We start from the raw sequence: 14,618 nt of genomic DNA, 5'->3' as shown, positions 1-14,618 counted from the left end.
CCCACCGGTGCAGGCCACGGTGACGCCGAGCAACGCTCGGCTTGCGATTCGTGGGAGGATCGCGCCGTGCCGTCGCTCTTCGCTTCATACCTGCGCGTGTACGAGCCGTTGACCGCCTTCGACCGGGACCGCCAGGCGTACTGGCGCCGCTATGTCGAACAGGGGCGGGCAGTGGCGCCCGTGGAGGGGCCGGGCCGACAACGGACCTCGGTGATCGAGGCGCTCGGCGCCGGCTGGACCCGGCTGCCCGATCTGCCCGAGGAGGCCTACGTCCTGGAGGCCGACGAGGGGCTGCTGGTGTGCCCGTGGAACCTGCGGATCCGGGTGGCCGAGGCGGCGTTGAGCGCCCGGGACGGAGTGCCGCCGGTGCTGGCGGACGCCTTCGTCCCACCCGTGCTGGCCGGGCAGGCCAAGGCCGTGGTGGAGGACTGGCGCAGCGGTGCCCGGGTGCTGGAGCGGGGGGTGCCCCGGGTGCACGAGCAGATCGCCACCTGGGGGGTGCCGCTGCGCTGGTTCGTGCTGTTCGACCCCGAGGAGCGGCAGCACGTCACCGCCCCGGATCGCCGGGCCCTGCGCTTCCGTACGGAGATCTCCAAGGCTCGGCGGCGCTCCTCCCGGGCGCTGTCCGTGCTGCGCAAGTCGGTAGGGGACGCCCCGATCACCGAGGCGGTCGAGGAGGCGGCCCGGTGGCTGGAGGAGTTCCACCCGCGCTCCGTGGTCGAGCTGGACTACGGCGGCCTGGTGGACCTGCTCTCGGACGAGACCCTGGTCGAGGACGATTCGCCGGAACTGGTCGCGGCGGGACTGGCCGGGCTGTCCGAGGGCGAGGCCGAGGAGGCCTCGGCGGCGTACGACAAATTGGTCGCTCGGTGGCGTGCCGTGCAACTTCTGGAGCGGTGTAACTAGTCCGACATTGTCCGAGCAACTCATCCGACAATGCCCGACAATGTCCGTTCACAATCTGAGGTTCCTTCGTAGTTGATGCATCACGAACCGTGATCATGAGTCCGAATAAGGTAGGTTCTGGCGTGTAAAGGTGGCATAAATCGGGCATGGTTCATCCGTCCGTCTAGGGACGTTCGGCCGTTCGGCCCATGTCGGACATCGGGGACTAGCCGGACCATGGGAGGCGCGTCGGCCGGCGGGACCCCGGCCGATGTCTATACATGTGGAGGAGTGACCGATGGCATCGCGAACGCACGAACCAGAGCCGCTACTTACACCGGCCGAGGTGGCGTCGATGTTCCGTGTCGACCCGAAGACGGTGACCCGTTGGGCCAAGGCTGGCAAGCTCAGTGCCATCCGGACCCTGGGCGGCCACCGCCGTTACCGGGAGTCGGAGGTCAGAGCGCTGCTACAGGGGCAGATCCCGCAGCAGCGCCAAGGGGACTGACCGGCCGACAGATAACGAAGCTCGCCTGAAGGGCGGCGGATCTGATGATTCGCCGCCCTTCAGCTCGTCTCAGCCATGAAAACCGGGCGTCCTGGGGTCGGGACCTCGACATACGGCCGCCCGGCGGCTGACTGGCCGCTCAGCCGGTTTGCCGGGCTGGTCAGATCGGATCGGTCAGTCCGAGTCCGTGAGTTCGAGTCGGATGCCGATCGTGCCGCCCTGGCCGCGCCGCAGCCGACTGCCGAGCAGGCTCAGCCGACCCAACACCCGGTACTTCTGCTTGATCAGCCCACGGATGCGCTCCATGGCGCCCGGGTCGTAGAGGGTCGCCATGGCCGGTACGGCCGTGCCGTGTGGCCGACCACGGACGTCGCAGGGCGCCACCGTGACCTCGCCGCTGCGCCGGATCCGTTTCACCTTGCCGGCGTCTGCGGCGGTCCACACCGCCAGGGCGTCACCGTCGCGGACCGCCCAGACCGGGGTCGGCACGGCTCGGCCGTCCTTACGGAAGGTCGTCAGGAGGATGTACTTCTCCGCTGCGAGGCGATCCAAGGTGGTCACCCCCTCAGAGTACGGGCGTCAGCCGGGTATGAGCAGGCCGATAGCGTGGCGGATGTGACGACAGAACCGCGAATCGGTGACGTCTTCGGGGAGCTGCTGCGCGACGCGCTGGCCGTGGCGACCGGAGTCGGCCCCCGCCCGCTGGCCGGCGGGCGGGTACCCCGCCCGGTCATCGAGATCATCGAGAGGGACGACGGACTGGTCAACGGGGCGCCCGCCGCCCAGTACCTGGACGGGCCGTCGCAGTGGCAACCCCACGACCACCGGGCGGTGCAGCGGGTACGCGGCGCCACCCTGGACATCGGTGTCGGCGCCGGGCGGATCGCGCTGCTGCTCCAGGAGCGTGGCGTAGCCGTCACCGGGTTGGACGTCTCGCCGGGCGCGCTGGCGGTGTGCCGCCGTCGGGGCGTACGCGATCTGGTGCTCGGCACTGTGGACGAGCACGCCGCCAGCGGACGGCGGTACGACACCTTCCTGCTGCTCGGCAACAACCTGGGGCTGCTGGAGGGCCGGGAACGGGCCCCGGCCTTCCTCACCGCGCTGGCCGCGATGGCCAACCCGGGGGCGCAGGTGATCGCCCAGGGCACCGATCCCTACGGCACCCGCGATCCGGTGCACACCGGATACCACGAGGCCAACCGGCGCCAGGGCCGCCTCGGTGGGCAACTGCGGCTGCGGCTGCGCTACCGCGAGTTGAGTACCCCCTGGTTCGACTACCTGGTCTGCTCCCCGGCCGAACTGGCCGACCTGGTCCGGGGCACTCCGTGGAAGCTGACCGACATCGACGACCGCGACGCCCCGTACTACCTGGCCACCCTGCACCTGCCCGGCTGAGCGGGTGGAAGGTTGAGAAGGGCCCCCTGCCGTACCGCAAGGGGCCCTTCCGTAACGCTCAGACCTGGACGGTGGGGGGAAGCTGCTCCGGGGGGAGGCCGCCGTCGCCGTCCACGACCTCGTCGGGCTGGCCGTCCTCGTCGATGTCGACCATCGTGACGTCCACCTTGCCGTCGCCGTCGGTGTCGAACTGGAACAGGTCGGCCTTGCCGTCGCCGTCGGTGTCGACCACCCAGACGTCCGTACGGCCGTCGTTGTTGGTGTCGGCGCGCAGCAGTTCGACACGCTCGTCGCCGCGCGTCTCGACGGTCTCCTGGGCCTCCGTACCGGTCTCCGGTGCCTGGCTCATCAGTTCGTCCCTTCCCTTGGTTGTCAGCGGTCCTACCCGATCTCGGCCGCCCCCACGCACGCGACGATGATCGTGCTGCATAGGGTCGCACCATGACTGAGCGGAGGGTACGGACCAGCTTCGGCGTGGCGGTGATCCCGCGCGCCAACGGCGCGGCGGAGACCGAGGGTCGTCACGGTGCGGTGATCGGCCGATGACGCAGCGATTCGTGGTGGTCGGTGCCGGCACGATGGGTCTGGGCATCGCGTACGTGGCAGCCGGTGCGGGTTACGCCGTGGAACTGGTCGAGGTGGACCGGGACCGGGGTGCAGCGGCCGTCGAACGACTCGGCCAACTGTGGGACCGGGCGGTGCGGCGCGGCAAGTTGACCGCCGAGCAGGCCGCCTCCAGCCGGGCTGCGGTGACCCTGCGGGCCGGGCTGGGCGAGGTCGCCCCCGCCCCGGAGGTGATCGTGGAGGCGGTACCGGAGCGGCTGGAGCTCAAGCGGGCCGTGCTGGCCGAGGCGGAGCGACTGGAGCCGGCCCTGCTGGGCAGCAACACCTCAAGCATCTCCATCGCCGACCTGGCCGCCGGACTGGCCCGACCGGAGCGGTTCTGCGGGTTGCACTTCTTCAACCCGGTCTGGGTCATGGCCCTGCTGGAGATCGTGGTCGGCCCGGCCACCGCCGAGGAGACCACCGAGGCGGCCCGCGCCCTGGCCGGTCGGCTGGGCAAGGACCCCGTCGTCGTACGCGACATGCCCGGCTTCGCCACCTCCCGGCTCGGGGTCACCCTGGGGCTGGAGGCCATCCGGATGCTCGCCGACGAGGTGGCCAGCCCGGCCGACATCGACAAGGCGATGGTGCTCGGCTACCGGCACCCGGTGGGCCCGCTGGAACTGACCGATCTGGTGGGTCTGGACGTGCGCCTGGACATCGCCCGCACCCTTCAGGCCGCCTACGGCGACCGGTTCGCCCCGCCACCGCTGCTGGTGGAGATGGTCGCGGCCGGTCGCCTGGGCAAGAAGTCCGGCCACGGCTTCTACCGCTGGGTCGACGGGGTCCGCAGCGACGGTACCGAGTGGACGGCCCCGGGATCGGATCCCGCGACAGGAGCGGCGCAGTGAGCGGCGGGCTGCGGATCGAGGAGCACCCGGACCGGCTGGTGGTCACCCTGGACCGGCCGGAGAAGCGCAACGCCATCGACGCCGACCTCATCGCGGCCCTGCACGAGGTCTGCGCCGAGTTGGAGGCCCGGCCCCGGATGCTGCTGCTGACCGGTGGCACCGAGGGAATCTTCGCGGGCGGGGCGGACATCGCCCAACTGCGCGAACGGGGTCGGCTGGACGCCCTGGCCGCGATCAATTCGGCCGCCTTCGCCCGCATCCGGGCCCTGCCCATGCCGACCGTCGCGGCCATCGACGGCCCGGCGCTCGGCGGCGGCGCCGAACTGGCGTACGGCTGCGATCTTCGGGTGTGCACGGAGCGGGCGGTGTTCGGCCAGCCTGAGGTGCGGCTGGGCATCCTGGCCGGAGCCGGGGCCACCCACCGCCTGCCGGCGCTGGTCGGTGAGGCCCGGGCCAAGGAACTGCTGTTCACCGGGCGGCGGGTGGACGCCGCGGAGGCGCTGCGGATCGGCCTGGTCAACCGGGTGGTGGCGACCCCGGAGGAACTGTTGCCGGCCGCCCACGAACTGATCGACGAGATGGCCAAGGGTTCCGCGCTGGCGCTTCGGTTGACCAAGCTGGCCGTCGACGCCCCGCCGGCCGCGCACCCGCACCTGGACCTGGTCAGTCAGGCGGTGCTCTTCGAGGACGAGGAGAAGCGTCGCCGGATGACGGAGTTCCTGGACCGTCGACGCGGACGCTGAGACAACCGGAAAGGTCCGCACCGACCTGGTCGGTGCGGACCTTTCCGGTTGTCCTCAGGTCGGCTCAGCGGCCCAGCGCCGCCAGGGGTACCTCCGCGTCCGCGAGTGCCCGGATGACCGCGGCGGACTCACCGAAACCGATGATCAGGATGGCGTCGGCACCGAAATCCTTGATCTCCTTGGCGCCCTCGCTGAAGTCGATCGGGGCGGCGTCGGCCTCCTCGCCGGGTTGGTAGTTGAGCAGCTTCACCTTGTCGCCGCCGAACCCGGCCCGTTCCAGCTCACCCTGGACGGTCTTCTGAAGGCCCTCACCGTAGGAGTCCTTGCGGGCCACGATCGCGATCTTGTGCGGGCCGTCCCGGAGGATCACGTCCGCTAGGGCCCGGCCCTGCAGCCCGTCCGGCGGGGCGGTGCGGAAGTAGAGCCCTCGGTCGTCCACCTCGGTCAGGCTGGCCGCCGTGTTGGAGGGAGAGAACAGGATCCGGCCCGCCTTGACCACGTCCTCCAGGACGGCGGCGGAGATGCCGGAGCCGCCGGCGCCGATCATCACGTGGACCCCGGCCCGGACGTGTCGGTCCACGGTCTCCTTGGCGATCGCCGGGTTGGTGCCGTCGTCACCGTCGACCCAGACCACCTCCTCGCCGAGCACCCCACCGGCCGCGTTGATCTCCTGGATCGCCAGTGCCGCACCAGCGGCCAGCGGCGGGTACGCGATCGCCAGGTCGCCGCTCTTGGGCAGCAACCCGCCGAAGACCAGAGGTGCCCCGCTGGACTGGGCGCTGCCGCGCGGCGGTCGCTTGCTACTCGCGGCGGACTCGTCACCGGCGCCGACGAACTCCGTCTTGGCGTCGTTGAGCTGCTGCCCGTCGAAGTGCTGGGTGGCGTAGCTGGCGGTCGCCGGCTCACCGGCGTCGGTGAACCCGGCCCGGGTGATCGAGACGCTGCGGTACTCGATGTCCTCACCGTCGCGGATCAACTGGAGGCACTGGTCCACCGCCCCGCAGCGGGTGCCGTGGTTGGTGACCCCGACGATCTGCTTGGCGATGGCCGGCGGATCGGTGGTGCCGGCGAGTTCCGCAGCGAGAGCACTGATCACCACCGCGTCGTACGCCTCTGCGGAGTAGAGGAAACCGTCCAGACTCGGATCCACGGACAGTAGCCGCTTCTTGAAGTCCTCCGAGAGCGGTGTGAGGGGGATGGTGCCCTTCATACCGTCTACCAGGTTGGCACGATCTCCCAGCTCCTCCGCGTACGAGTTCGACATGTTGCCGTCGGTGCCGTAGAGGCGCACCTGTTGGGCGGTCGTCTCTTCGCGCTCATCGTTCCCGCAGGCGCTGGTGGCGAGCAGGACCGTGGCGCAGACCGCCAGAACAGCGCTCCGCGTGCCGCGTGACATGTGCATTGTCGTCCTTCCTCCGCGAAGGTCCGCTGCGCAGACTAACGTGCCGCGAAGGGCGACGGGACCGTGGAGGGCCGTCTATCCGCAGGTCGCCTCCCGTATGTGCGGAGAGTGACACAAGCGGGTTCCTTGACCGGAGCACTTACTGTGCGGTGCGTGACCGACTCGCCACAGCAGACCCTTGCCGACGCCACCGCGATCCTCAGCTCGGCGCTCGACGGAGACTCCGACGCCGTGGTGGGGACCTTCGATGCGGTCGTCGACCGGGACGGCCTGACCGGTGCGTACGACGTGGCCTGGTGTCTGGCCGCGACCATGGTCGGTGACCCGGTGCCCCCGGGAGCCTGCGCCCTGGACTTCCCCGGCATCGACCAGGCCGAGTACGACGCCCGGTGGGTGGCCCGCTTCGTCAGCGCGTACGCCAACTCCGACCTGGAGACGGGACGGGCGCTGTTCGGTGCGGCGGCGGCCGACGGACTCCTGCCGGACTGCCTGCTGACCCTCGCCGGGTCGACCATCGCCACCCTGCGGCACCGATCCACCTGAAGGCTCGCGCGGCCCGGCCTCACCCCGGGCGGTCGACGACTGTCGCGGCGAACCGGGAGAGCAGCTCGGACCAGCCGGCGGTGAGGGCCTGCCGGTAGCCCTCGGCCGCCTCGCCATGCCGGTCGAAATGCCGGTGTGTGACCTCGACCAGCGTGCCCGCTGCCGCCGGTGTGAACTGCACCTCAACCTCGCTGGCCAGGGCCGGGTCCGGCACCGGCGCCCGATCCGGGCCGATCTGCCAGGTGAACACCAGCCGACCGGGCGGATCCCAGATCAGCACCCGACCCCAGCAGGTGCCCTTCTTCATCCCGATGCCCTCGGCGGCGGCAAGAGCGCTGTTCGCGGTGGCCCTGCTTCTTGTCGGGGCCGCGGTGGGTTGGTATCTCTGGCGACAGGACTAGCTGCTCCGGTGGCCATGAGCCCAGGGGCACTTGACTGCTTTGCCCCTGCTTGGTGGCAAGTACGATGTGTCGATGCCAGTCGACATCTACGCAGGCATCTCGGTGGACGACTATCCCGCCGCCCTGGCCTGGTACGAGAAGCTTCTCGGCGTTCCGCCGTCCTACGTGGCCAGCGACACGGAAGCCGTGTGGGAGCTGGCCGAACACCGGTCGATCTTCATCGAGCACCGACCGGCCCATGCGGGCCACACGCTGCTCACCATCTTCGTGGACGACCTCGACGGGTTCGTCGCCGCTGCCGCGGACCGGGGGGTCGAGCCAGCGAAGCGGGAGACCTACCCCAACGGGGTACGCAAAGCGGACTTCTACGACCCGGACGGCAACGAGCTGAGCTTCGGCGGGGCACCGCTGAGACAGCACCTGGATTTCCCTCGTCCGCCGTGATCTGAGGCCGTGTGAGGAAGGCCACGGCGGATGATCGGCGATCAGGGCAGATAGCAAGATCCCCACCTGCGTTTCCGCTGGTGGGGACCTCTGTAGCCCGGCGAAAGGCTATGTGGCCAGGGGCGGGGTCGAACCGCCGACCTTCCGATTTTCAGTCGGACGCTCGTACCAACTGAGCTACCTGGCCGTGGTGCTCGGGTCATGTTACCCGGTTGGCGGGAGCGCCACCGAACGGGTCACCTGTCCCGATACGCAGAACGCCGCGCGAATGGCGCGGCGTCAGCGCTTGCGGTCCTGACGGGACTTGAACCCGCGACCTCCGCCTTGACAGGGCGGCGAGCACTCCAACTGCTCCACAGGACCTAGCTAGTGTTGCATCCGGCCGAAGCCGGACCGTGCCCCCAACGGGATTCGAACCCGTGCTACCGCCTTGAAAGGGCGGCGTCCTGGGCCGCTAGACGATGAGGGCGGCCCCGCCATCATTGCACATTCGCAACTCTGTGCGGACTTGCTCCCATCCGGCCCCGCCGGAGGCTTGGAAAGCATACGTGATGTCTGACCGGACGACCAAACCGGTATGCCTCCAGCCGCAGAAGCTCCCGAAACCGCAGGTCAGCGGGGTGCTAGCGGAGTCGGGTGATCCCGTGGTCGCGCTTGAGGGCGGCGATCACCTTGGGGCAGGCGGCCAGGGTGGCGGCCCGATTGCCGCCTCCGTCGTGCAGCAGGACCACCGAGCCGGGCCGGGCGGCCCGCTGCACCCGCTTCTGGATGGTGGCGGCGGTGGGTCGGGTCCAGTCCTGGGGGTCGACCGACCAGTGCAGGGATCGCATGTCCAACTGCTTGGCCACCTTGACCACCTCGGCGGTCCAGCGACCGCCGGGCTGCCGGTAGTACGGCACCTTCGCGTCGGCCACCGCGCGCCGGATCTCCCGGTTGGTCCGGGCCAGGTCGGCGCGGATCTCGGCGACCGGCCGCCGGGCCAGGTCCAGGTCGTGGTTCCAGCTGTGGTTGCAGAGCTGGTGCCCCTCCCGGACGACCCGCCGGACCAGCTCGGGATGTTTGCGGACCTGGGTACCCACCACACAGAAGGTGGCCTTGACCTTGGCGGCCTTCAGCAGGTCCAGCACCTTCGGGGTCCAGGCCGGGTCCGGACCGTCGTCGAAGGTGAGCGCCACCTTCGTACCGCCGGTGGTGCGCACCAGGCCGGCGGGCAGCTTGGCGGGCAGGGGCCGCAACCGGGGCTTGGGGGAGGCGGTGGGGCTGGGGGCCGCCGCCTCCGGCGGCAGGGCGGCCGAGGGTGGCGGGCTGGTGGGGGCCGGGGTGGGCTCGGAGGTACCCGGGCCGCAGCCGGCCAGCAGCAGGAGGGTCAGCCCGGTCAGGCAGGTGCGCAGCAGACGAGGATGCATCGTTCGCTCCCGAGAGGGGTTCGGGTATGCAAGCCTCGAACGCTAGTTCACCCCTTTTCGGCGGATAGCGGCGGGTAGGGGAGGTGGGCGCGGGCTCAGGAGGCGGCCGGTCGGCCCAGCGAGTCGCGTACGGAGATCGCCAGCTCGACCGCCTCGGCCAGATCGCCGAGGTGCACCACCCCGGCGGGCAGGGTGTCGACCCGCCAACCCGGCCCGGCGGCAAGCAGCAGCAGGGGCCGGCGGGGCGCACTGAGCAGCGCGTTGAGCTGGGTCGGGTCGGCGGTGGCCCGGATGTGTGACCAGATCATCACCGCGGCCGGCCCGGTCCGCTCTACCGCGTCCAGCAGGGCCGTCGGCGGCACCCGGGCGCCGAGCATCCGATGGTTGACCCCGACCTCGGCCAGCGCCGCTGCCAGCGCCTCCAGGGGCAGGCTGTGCTGCTCCTCGTCGGCACAGGCGAGCAGGATGCGGGGCGGTTGCCCGGCCGGAGCGGGACGGGCCGCCACGACCGCCGCGAAGGCGGTCGACACGCACCGGGAGATCAGGTGCTCCACCTCGACCAGGGCAGCCGTGGCGGCGTGCCGCTCCCCGATGCCGACCAGCACCGGGCGGAGCAGGTGGTCCCAGGTGTCGACCACCCCGTCGGTGGCGATCGCCCGGGTGATGGTCTCGCTGATCGCCTCGGCGTCCAGGCGCATCGCGGCTCGGGCCAGGCCACGGGCCACCGGACCGGCCCGGTGCACCGGGATGGTGGCCCCGCCACCGGCTCGGGCCTTCGTCGACCCCACCGGGCGCGGCGTCCGGACGGACCCCGGCTCCGGGGCCTGCCGGGCCCAGCGGGCCGCCTCCGCCGGGCTGACACCGTCCGCGGTGAGTCGCCGCATGACCTCCAGCCGGGCCAGGTCGGCCGTGGTGTAGCGCCGGTGGTGCCCGGGGACGTGTTGGCTAGGCCCCAGACCGTACCGCTGGTGCCAGGTGCGCAGGGTGGTGACTGCGATACCCAACCGTCGGGCTACCGCCCCGGCGCTCAGCGCCTCATCGACCACCCGACCGCTCCGACGCGTCGCTGGCCGGCAACTGGGCCGGGCCCGACGGGCGCAGGAGTCGGTCCAGCACCCCGCCCAGCCACGGGGCGTACGCCTCGGGGTCCTCGATCAGTTCAGCGGAGAGGGTCACCGGATCCGCCCAGCGGAGTTCGGCGACCTCGGCGGGCTGCGGGTGCAGGGGCGCTTCCGGCTCGAACTCGCCGCGCAGGACGTGGTCGTACTCGACCTCGACCCGTCCGGTGGCCGGATCCTCGGCACGGTAGATGTGCACCCCGACCTCGGTCAGCGGGACCGGCCCGACCCCCAACTCCTCCGCCAGCCGCCGGTTGGCCGCCTCGGCCAGGGACTCACCCGGCTGGGGATGGCCGCAGCAGGCGTTGGCCCAGCGCAGTGGAAACCGGGTCTTCACCGCGGCTCGACGTTGCAGCAGCACCCGACCGTCCGGTGCCACCAGCAGCACGGAGAAGGCACGATGCAGCCGGCCGGGGGGCTGGTGGGCCGTAGCGACCGTGGTCGAGCCGATGGGCTGACCGGTCTCGTCCACCAACTCGACCAGATGACTCTCCCGGGACGGGGACATCAGTGCATACCTCTGTTCGCGACTTCGGGGTTCGGCTGCGCTGTACCGTACGACCTCACCGGTCGGCCCCGGTGATCCGGCCTGCGGCGAGTTTGCCGGAGATGAGCACCATCGGGACGCCGACCCCGGGTTGGGTGCCGGAACCGACGAACACCACGTTGGGCAGTGACCGGTGCAGGTTCGCCGGCCGGAAGGGGCCGGTCTGGAACAGGCTGTGCGAGGCGGCGAAGGGAGTGCCCGCGGCCATGCCCTGTTCCGCCCACTCCGCCGGAGTGATCGCCTGGAGCACCTCTACCCCGGCGCCGAAGCCGACATAGCCGCGTTCCTCGAGGGTGGCGATCAGTTGGTCGGTGTAGCGGGCGGTGAGGTCGCCGCGCCAGTCGAAGGGGGCCCGGTCGAGGTTGGGCACCGGGGCCAGCACGTAGTAGGTGTGCCGACCGGCCGGGGCCACCGCCGGATCGGTCCGGCTCGGGTTGGTGACCAGCAGGGAGGGGTCGGTCATCAGCTCCCCCCGCCGGATCACCTCGTCGAAGGTGCCCTTCCAGGCCCGGCCGAAGTGGATGTTGTGGTGGGCGATCCGCCCGTACCCCTGGGTCGAGCCGACATGCAGCACCACGCAGGAGGGCGAGTAGGCCAGCCGGCGCTGGCGGGCCGGCGGGAGCAGGTCACGGTAGGCCACCGGCAGATCGGGGTTGAGCACCACCGCGTCCGCCGGCACGAACTCGCCGTCGGCGGTCAGCACCCCGGTGGCCCGACCGTTCGCGGTCTCCACCCGGGTCACCGTGGTGCCGTACCGGATGCGTACGCCGTGTTTCTCCGCCGCCCCGGCCAGGGCCCGGGAGACCGCGTGGACCCCGCCGCGGGGGAAGTAGACCCCCGCGACCGAGTCGAGGTACGCGATCACGGCGTAGATGGCCAGGGCGTCGTGCGGCGACAGCCCGGCGTACATCGCCTGGAAGGAGAAGATGCGTCGGGTACGCGGGTCGCGGAAGAACTGGTCGATCTTGGTTTGCAGCCGCCGGAAGGCCCCGGTGGCCATCAGCTTGAGCAGGTTGGCGGTGAGCAGGTCGGTCGGCGCGTCGAAGTTGCGCTCGATGAAGTCGGCCCGCTCCAGCCGCCACAGGTTGCGGGCGAAGTCGACGAACCGCAGGTAGCCGTCGGCCTCACGGGGCCCGCAGACCCGGGAGATCTCCGCCGCCATCCGGGCCGTGTCGGTGATCACGTCCAGGGTCGACCCGTCCGGGTAGTAGGCCCGATAGGCCGGATCCAGGGGGACCAGGTCGAGCCAGTCGCTCAACTCCTCCCCGACCGCCCCGAGAGCCTCCGCGATGAGGTCGGGCATGGTCAGCACGGTCGGCCCGGTGTCGAACTCGTACCCGTCGAGACTGAGTCGGCCCGCCCGACCACCCGGCAGCGGCTCGCGTTCCAGCAGGGTGACCTGCCGCCCGCTGCCGGCCAGGTGCAGGGCGCAGGCCAGCCCGCCCAGGCCGGCTCCGACCACGACCACCCGATCCGTACGCCCGGCGACCGTGCGCGCCGACGATCTCCTGCTGGCCATCATGCCCTCCGGTCGGTGGCTGCGCTGGCCAGGGCGAACAGCGCGGTGCGGGCGGTCTCGTCGATGGTGACCGTGGCCAGCGCGGCCACCGCCTCCTGGACCCGTTCGTCGATCATCCGCTCGATCCGGCCGACCGCCCCGGTGTCGAGCACGATCTCGGCCAGGCGGGCCACCTCCGGCTCGGTGGAAACCGAACCGCTGCCCTCCAGGGCTCGGCGCTGGGCCGGTGAGGCCAGCTCGCGGGCCAGCATCAGCAGGGCGGTCGGTTTGCCGGTGCGCAGGTCGTCACCGGCGGGTTTGCCGGTGGTACGCGGATCGCCGTAGACCCCGAGCAGGTCGTCGCGGAGTTGGAAGGCCTCTCCGACCGCCAGCCCGTAGCGGGTGTACGCGGCGGCCAGTGGGGCGTCGTCGTGGACCCCGGCCAGGCTGGCCCCGAACAGCAGGGGGCGCTGGACGGTGTAGCTGGCGGTCTTGTATCGGGCCACCCGCAGGGCCCGGTCGACCGACCAGTTCTGCGGATCGCTCTCACCGAGGACGTCCAGGTACTGCCCGGCGATGGTCTCCACCCGCATCCGGTCGTAACCGCGGCGTACCTGAAGCAGGCGCTCCGGGGCCAGCCCGGAGCGGGCCAGCAACTCATCCGCCCAGACCAGGCAGAGGTCCCCGATCAGCACCGCGACGGCCTCGCCGAACCGGCCGGAGTCGCCGCTGCGGCCGGCTGCGGCGTGTTGGGCGGCCACCGCCACGTGGGCGGTGGGACGCCCTCGTCGGGTGGCGGAGTGGTCCATCACGTCGTCGTGGACCAGGGCGAAGGCGTGCAGAAGCTCCAGGGTGGCCAGTGCGGGCAGCACGGTGTCCAGCGGCTCGGCATCGCCGACCGCGCCACGCCATCCCCAGTAGCCGAAGATCGGGCGGACTCGTTTACCACCAGCGAGAACGCAGTCACGGGCCGTGGCGGCGAAACCGCCCATCGCCGGATCGATCGCGGCCAACGCCGCTACTTCGGCGTCGAGGAAACCGGCGAGGGTCTGCTCCACCGCGAGGACCAGATCCCGGGTGTACGCGGCCAGGACGGCCGGAATCGGTTCGTCTCCACCGACCGGCTGTTCAGGCAACACGCGAAGGAGGTTACCCGTTAGTCGGTCGTTGGCCATGCGGCTGAGCGTACCCTAGGGTCTCTAGTTGCGTCGATTGGTGCGTCGATTCCTGGGAGGGCGAATGGATCTGGACCTCGCCACCGCTTACGGTCGGTGCCGTGACCTGCACAGACAGCACGGACGCACGTACTATCTCGCTACCCGGCTGCTGCCCGCATGGAAACGCCGACATGTTCATGCCCTTTATGGATTCACCCGGTACGCCGACGAGATCGTCGATCAGACGGAGGCGCTGCCGCCGGCCGAGCGGGCGGCCCTGCTGGACGACTGGGGTGGGCGGTTCGTGGCCGGGCTGCACGGCGAGCCGGTCGACGACCCGTTACTGCCGGCGGTGCTGCACACCATCGCCGTCTTCGACCTGGATCGGGAGGATTTCGCCTCGTTCCTCAAGAGCATGGCGATGGACCTGACGGTCACCTCCTACCGCACCTATGACCACCTGCTGGACTACATGGAGGGATCGGCCGCAGTCATCGGCACGATGATGCTGCCGATCCTGGGCAGCCCCTCCCTGGCGGCGGCCCGGGAGCCGGCTCGTCAGCTCGGCTTCGCCTTCCAGCTCACCAACTTCATCCGGGACGTGGCCGAGGACCTGGACCGGGGCCGGACCTACCTGCCGGAGGAGGACCTGGCGAAGTTCGGGGTGACCCGCGACGATCTGCTGGCCTGCCGGGCCGCCGGTCGGACAACCGAGCCGGTGCGTGAGTTGATCCGGTACGAGGTCACCCGGGCCCAGGCCCACTACGCCGCCGCCGCCCCCGGGGTGCTCCTGCTGGAGCCCGGCTCGCAGTCCTGCATCCGCACCGCGTACCTGCTCTACGGGGGCATCCTGGACGAGGTGGCCGCGCAGGATTACGACGTGTTCGTCCGGCGGGCCACCGTCGGGCAGCGACGCCGGATGTCCGTGGCGGCTCGGGCCCTGCTCACCCCGACCGGCGCCCCGGTGGCCCTGCCGGGGCCTCCGGCGCCTTGATCGGGGCCGGTGGGTCGTAGCCGTTTCGCCGGGATGGCGGGGTCGGCGGCGGGTTGATGCCGCCGTTTCGGGGTGACGGAGTCGAGCGATCCCGACCCGCAGGGGTGGGATCGGGTGGTCGGG

17 protein-coding genes and 3 tRNA genes are annotated in these 14,618 nt (G+C 71.0%); 8 read left to right on the top strand and 12 right to left on the bottom strand.

The features are described from left to right. Positions 1 to 66 precede the first annotated feature (66 nt). Together OIE53_RS21670 and OIE53_RS21665 are read left to right on the top strand one after the other, a co-directional pair. On the top strand, positions 67 to 906 hold the full coding sequence (locus OIE53_RS21670; RefSeq protein ID WP_327023351.1) for a hypothetical protein: 840 nt from the start codon (positions 67 to 69) through the stop codon (positions 904 to 906). Positions 907 to 1,183: 277 nt separating this feature from the next. Further along, positions 1,184 to 1,393: a BldC family transcriptional regulator gene (locus OIE53_RS21665; RefSeq protein ID WP_007073996.1), complete on the top strand. Its 210-nt coding sequence runs from the start codon at positions 1,184 to 1,186 to the stop codon at positions 1,391 to 1,393. Positions 1,394 to 1,567: 174 nt separating this feature from the next. On the opposite strand, the gene OIE53_RS21660 is transcribed toward OIE53_RS21665, so the two are convergent. Continuing rightward, positions 1,568 to 1,954 carry a PPOX class F420-dependent oxidoreductase gene (locus OIE53_RS21660; RefSeq protein WP_327023349.1) on the bottom strand — a complete coding sequence of 129 codons (387 nt, stop codon included), beginning with the start codon at positions 1,952 to 1,954 and terminating at the stop codon, positions 1,568 to 1,570. Between the two features lie 54 nt (positions 1,955 to 2,008). On the opposite strand from OIE53_RS21660, the gene OIE53_RS21655 reads away from it, so the two are divergent. Beyond that, positions 2,009 to 2,788, top strand: a complete 780-nt coding sequence (locus OIE53_RS21655; RefSeq protein WP_327023348.1) for a class I SAM-dependent methyltransferase — start codon at positions 2,009 to 2,011, stop codon at positions 2,786 to 2,788. A gap of 58 nt (positions 2,789 to 2,846) precedes the next feature. Here the strand turns inward: OIE53_RS21655 and OIE53_RS21650 are convergent, their stop codons facing one another. Next, positions 2,847 to 3,137, bottom strand: a complete 291-nt coding sequence (locus OIE53_RS21650; protein ID WP_013730883.1) for a hypothetical protein — start codon at positions 3,135 to 3,137, stop codon at positions 2,847 to 2,849. A 193-nt stretch (positions 3,138 to 3,330) separates the two neighbouring features. Between OIE53_RS21650 and OIE53_RS21645 the strand changes: the two genes are divergently transcribed. Together OIE53_RS21645 and OIE53_RS21640 are read left to right on the top strand one after the other, a co-directional pair. Continuing rightward, a complete protein-coding gene (locus tag OIE53_RS21645) occupies positions 3,331 to 4,242 on the top strand; it encodes a 3-hydroxyacyl-CoA dehydrogenase family protein (protein WP_327023347.1) in 912 nt (303 codons plus the stop codon). Then, positions 4,239 to 4,985, top strand: coding sequence for an enoyl-CoA hydratase/isomerase family protein (locus OIE53_RS21640; RefSeq protein ID WP_327023346.1), 747 nt, complete (start codon positions 4,239 to 4,241; stop codon positions 4,983 to 4,985). The genes OIE53_RS21645 and OIE53_RS21640 overlap by 4 nt, the downstream gene beginning before the upstream one ends. Before the next feature lie 64 nt (positions 4,986 to 5,049). Here OIE53_RS21640 and OIE53_RS21635 read toward each other — a convergent pair whose 3' ends face one another. Next, entirely contained in the window at positions 5,050 to 6,387 is a 1,338-nt protein-coding gene (locus OIE53_RS21635; protein ID WP_327023345.1) for an ABC transporter substrate-binding protein, read from the bottom strand. Positions 6,388 to 6,540: 153 nt separating this feature from the next. Between OIE53_RS21635 and OIE53_RS21630 the strand changes: the two genes are divergently transcribed. Continuing rightward, positions 6,541 to 6,930, top strand: coding sequence for a hypothetical protein (locus OIE53_RS21630; RefSeq protein WP_327023344.1), 390 nt, complete (start codon positions 6,541 to 6,543; stop codon positions 6,928 to 6,930). A 19-nt stretch (positions 6,931 to 6,949) separates the two neighbouring features. Here the strand turns inward: OIE53_RS21630 and OIE53_RS21625 are convergent, their stop codons facing one another. Next, a complete protein-coding gene (locus tag OIE53_RS21625) occupies positions 6,950 to 7,237 on the bottom strand; it encodes an SRPBCC domain-containing protein (RefSeq protein ID WP_327023343.1) in 288 nt (95 codons plus the stop codon). 166 nt (positions 7,238 to 7,403) lie between these two features. On the opposite strand from OIE53_RS21625, the gene OIE53_RS21620 reads away from it, so the two are divergent. Next, positions 7,404 to 7,775: a VOC family protein gene (locus OIE53_RS21620; protein WP_327023342.1), complete on the top strand. Its 372-nt coding sequence runs from the start codon at positions 7,404 to 7,406 to the stop codon at positions 7,773 to 7,775. Between the two features lie 113 nt (positions 7,776 to 7,888). Here OIE53_RS21620 and OIE53_RS21615 read toward each other — a convergent pair. From OIE53_RS21615 to OIE53_RS21580, 8 genes are all read right to left on the bottom strand, one after another. Continuing rightward, positions 7,889 to 7,962, bottom strand: a tRNA-Phe gene (locus tag OIE53_RS21615). A gap of 102 nt (positions 7,963 to 8,064) precedes the next feature. Next, positions 8,065 to 8,138 (bottom strand) — tRNA-Asp (locus tag OIE53_RS21610). Positions 8,139 to 8,171: 33 nt separating this feature from the next. Next, positions 8,172 to 8,244 (bottom strand) — tRNA-Glu (locus tag OIE53_RS21605). A gap of 154 nt (positions 8,245 to 8,398) precedes the next feature. Next, the gene (locus tag OIE53_RS21600) at positions 8,399 to 9,181 is read right to left on the bottom strand and encodes a polysaccharide deacetylase family protein (protein ID WP_327023341.1); all 783 of its coding nucleotides are present in this window, start codon (positions 9,179 to 9,181) and stop codon (positions 8,399 to 8,401) included. A 95-nt stretch (positions 9,182 to 9,276) separates the two neighbouring features. Next, on the bottom strand, positions 9,277 to 10,227 hold the full coding sequence (locus tag OIE53_RS21595; protein WP_327023340.1) for a MerR family transcriptional regulator: 951 nt from the start codon (positions 10,225 to 10,227) through the stop codon (positions 9,277 to 9,279). Further along, complete coding sequence (gene idi / locus OIE53_RS21590; protein ID WP_327023339.1) at positions 10,217 to 10,807, bottom strand: isopentenyl-diphosphate Delta-isomerase; 591 nt, start codon at positions 10,805 to 10,807, stop codon at positions 10,217 to 10,219. The genes OIE53_RS21595 and idi overlap by 11 nt, the downstream gene beginning before the upstream one ends. A 55-nt stretch (positions 10,808 to 10,862) precedes the next feature. After that, positions 10,863 to 12,365 carry a phytoene desaturase family protein gene (crtI, locus tag OIE53_RS21585; RefSeq protein WP_393338702.1) on the bottom strand — a complete coding sequence of 501 codons (1,503 nt, stop codon included), beginning with the start codon at positions 12,363 to 12,365 and terminating at the stop codon, positions 10,863 to 10,865. Further along, positions 12,365 to 13,519 (bottom strand): polyprenyl synthetase family protein, encoded by a 1,155-nt coding sequence (locus tag OIE53_RS21580; protein WP_327023337.1) that lies wholly within the window; start codon positions 13,517 to 13,519, stop codon positions 12,365 to 12,367. Before OIE53_RS21580 ends, crtI begins: the two co-directional genes overlap by 1 nt. Positions 13,520 to 13,583: 64 nt before the next feature. Between OIE53_RS21580 and OIE53_RS21575 the strand changes: the two genes are divergently transcribed. After that, a complete protein-coding gene (locus OIE53_RS21575; RefSeq protein ID WP_327023336.1) occupies positions 13,584 to 14,495 on the top strand; it encodes a phytoene/squalene synthase family protein in 912 nt (303 codons plus the stop codon). Positions 14,496 to 14,618: the final 123 nt, after the last annotated feature.

Origin of the sequence: Micromonospora sp. NBC_01739, assembly GCF_035920385.1 — a bacterium.
GTDB lineage: Bacteria > Actinomycetota > Actinomycetes > Mycobacteriales > Micromonosporaceae > Micromonospora.
The sequence above is the reverse complement of the archived record's forward strand: the minus strand, read 5'-3'. Positions and strand labels throughout refer to the sequence as shown.

Excerpts from the sequence above, each read along its gene's own strand:
- OIE53_RS21665 (WP_007073996.1), top strand. The coding sequence starts at position 1,184 with ATGGCATCGCGAACGCACGAACCAGAGCCGCTACTTACACCGGCCGAG.
- OIE53_RS21650 (WP_013730883.1), bottom strand. The coding sequence starts at position 3,137 with ATGAGCCAGGCACCGGAGACCGGTACGGAGGCCCAGGAGACCGTCGAG.
- OIE53_RS21645 (WP_327023347.1), top strand. The coding sequence starts at position 3,331 with ATGACGCAGCGATTCGTGGTGGTCGGTGCCGGCACGATGGGTCTGGGC.
- OIE53_RS21635 (WP_327023345.1), bottom strand. The coding sequence starts at position 6,387 with ATGCACATGTCACGCGGCACGCGGAGCGCTGTTCTGGCGGTCTGCGCC.
- OIE53_RS21625 (WP_327023343.1), bottom strand. The coding sequence starts at position 7,237 with ATGAAGAAGGGCACCTGCTGGGGTCGGGTGCTGATCTGGGATCCGCCC.
- OIE53_RS21620 (WP_327023342.1), top strand. The coding sequence starts at position 7,404 with ATGCCAGTCGACATCTACGCAGGCATCTCGGTGGACGACTATCCCGCC.
- OIE53_RS21600 (WP_327023341.1), bottom strand. The coding sequence starts at position 9,181 with ATGCATCCTCGTCTGCTGCGCACCTGCCTGACCGGGCTGACCCTCCTG.
- idi (WP_327023339.1), bottom strand. The coding sequence starts at position 10,807 with ATGTCCCCGTCCCGGGAGAGTCATCTGGTCGAGTTGGTGGACGAGACC.
- crtI (WP_393338702.1), bottom strand. The coding sequence starts at position 12,365 with ATGGCCAGCAGGAGATCGTCGGCGCGCACGGTCGCCGGGCGTACGGAT.
- OIE53_RS21580 (WP_327023337.1), bottom strand. The coding sequence starts at position 13,519 with ATGGCCAACGACCGACTAACGGGTAACCTCCTTCGCGTGTTGCCTGAA.
- OIE53_RS21575 (WP_327023336.1), top strand. The coding sequence starts at position 13,584 with ATGGATCTGGACCTCGCCACCGCTTACGGTCGGTGCCGTGACCTGCAC.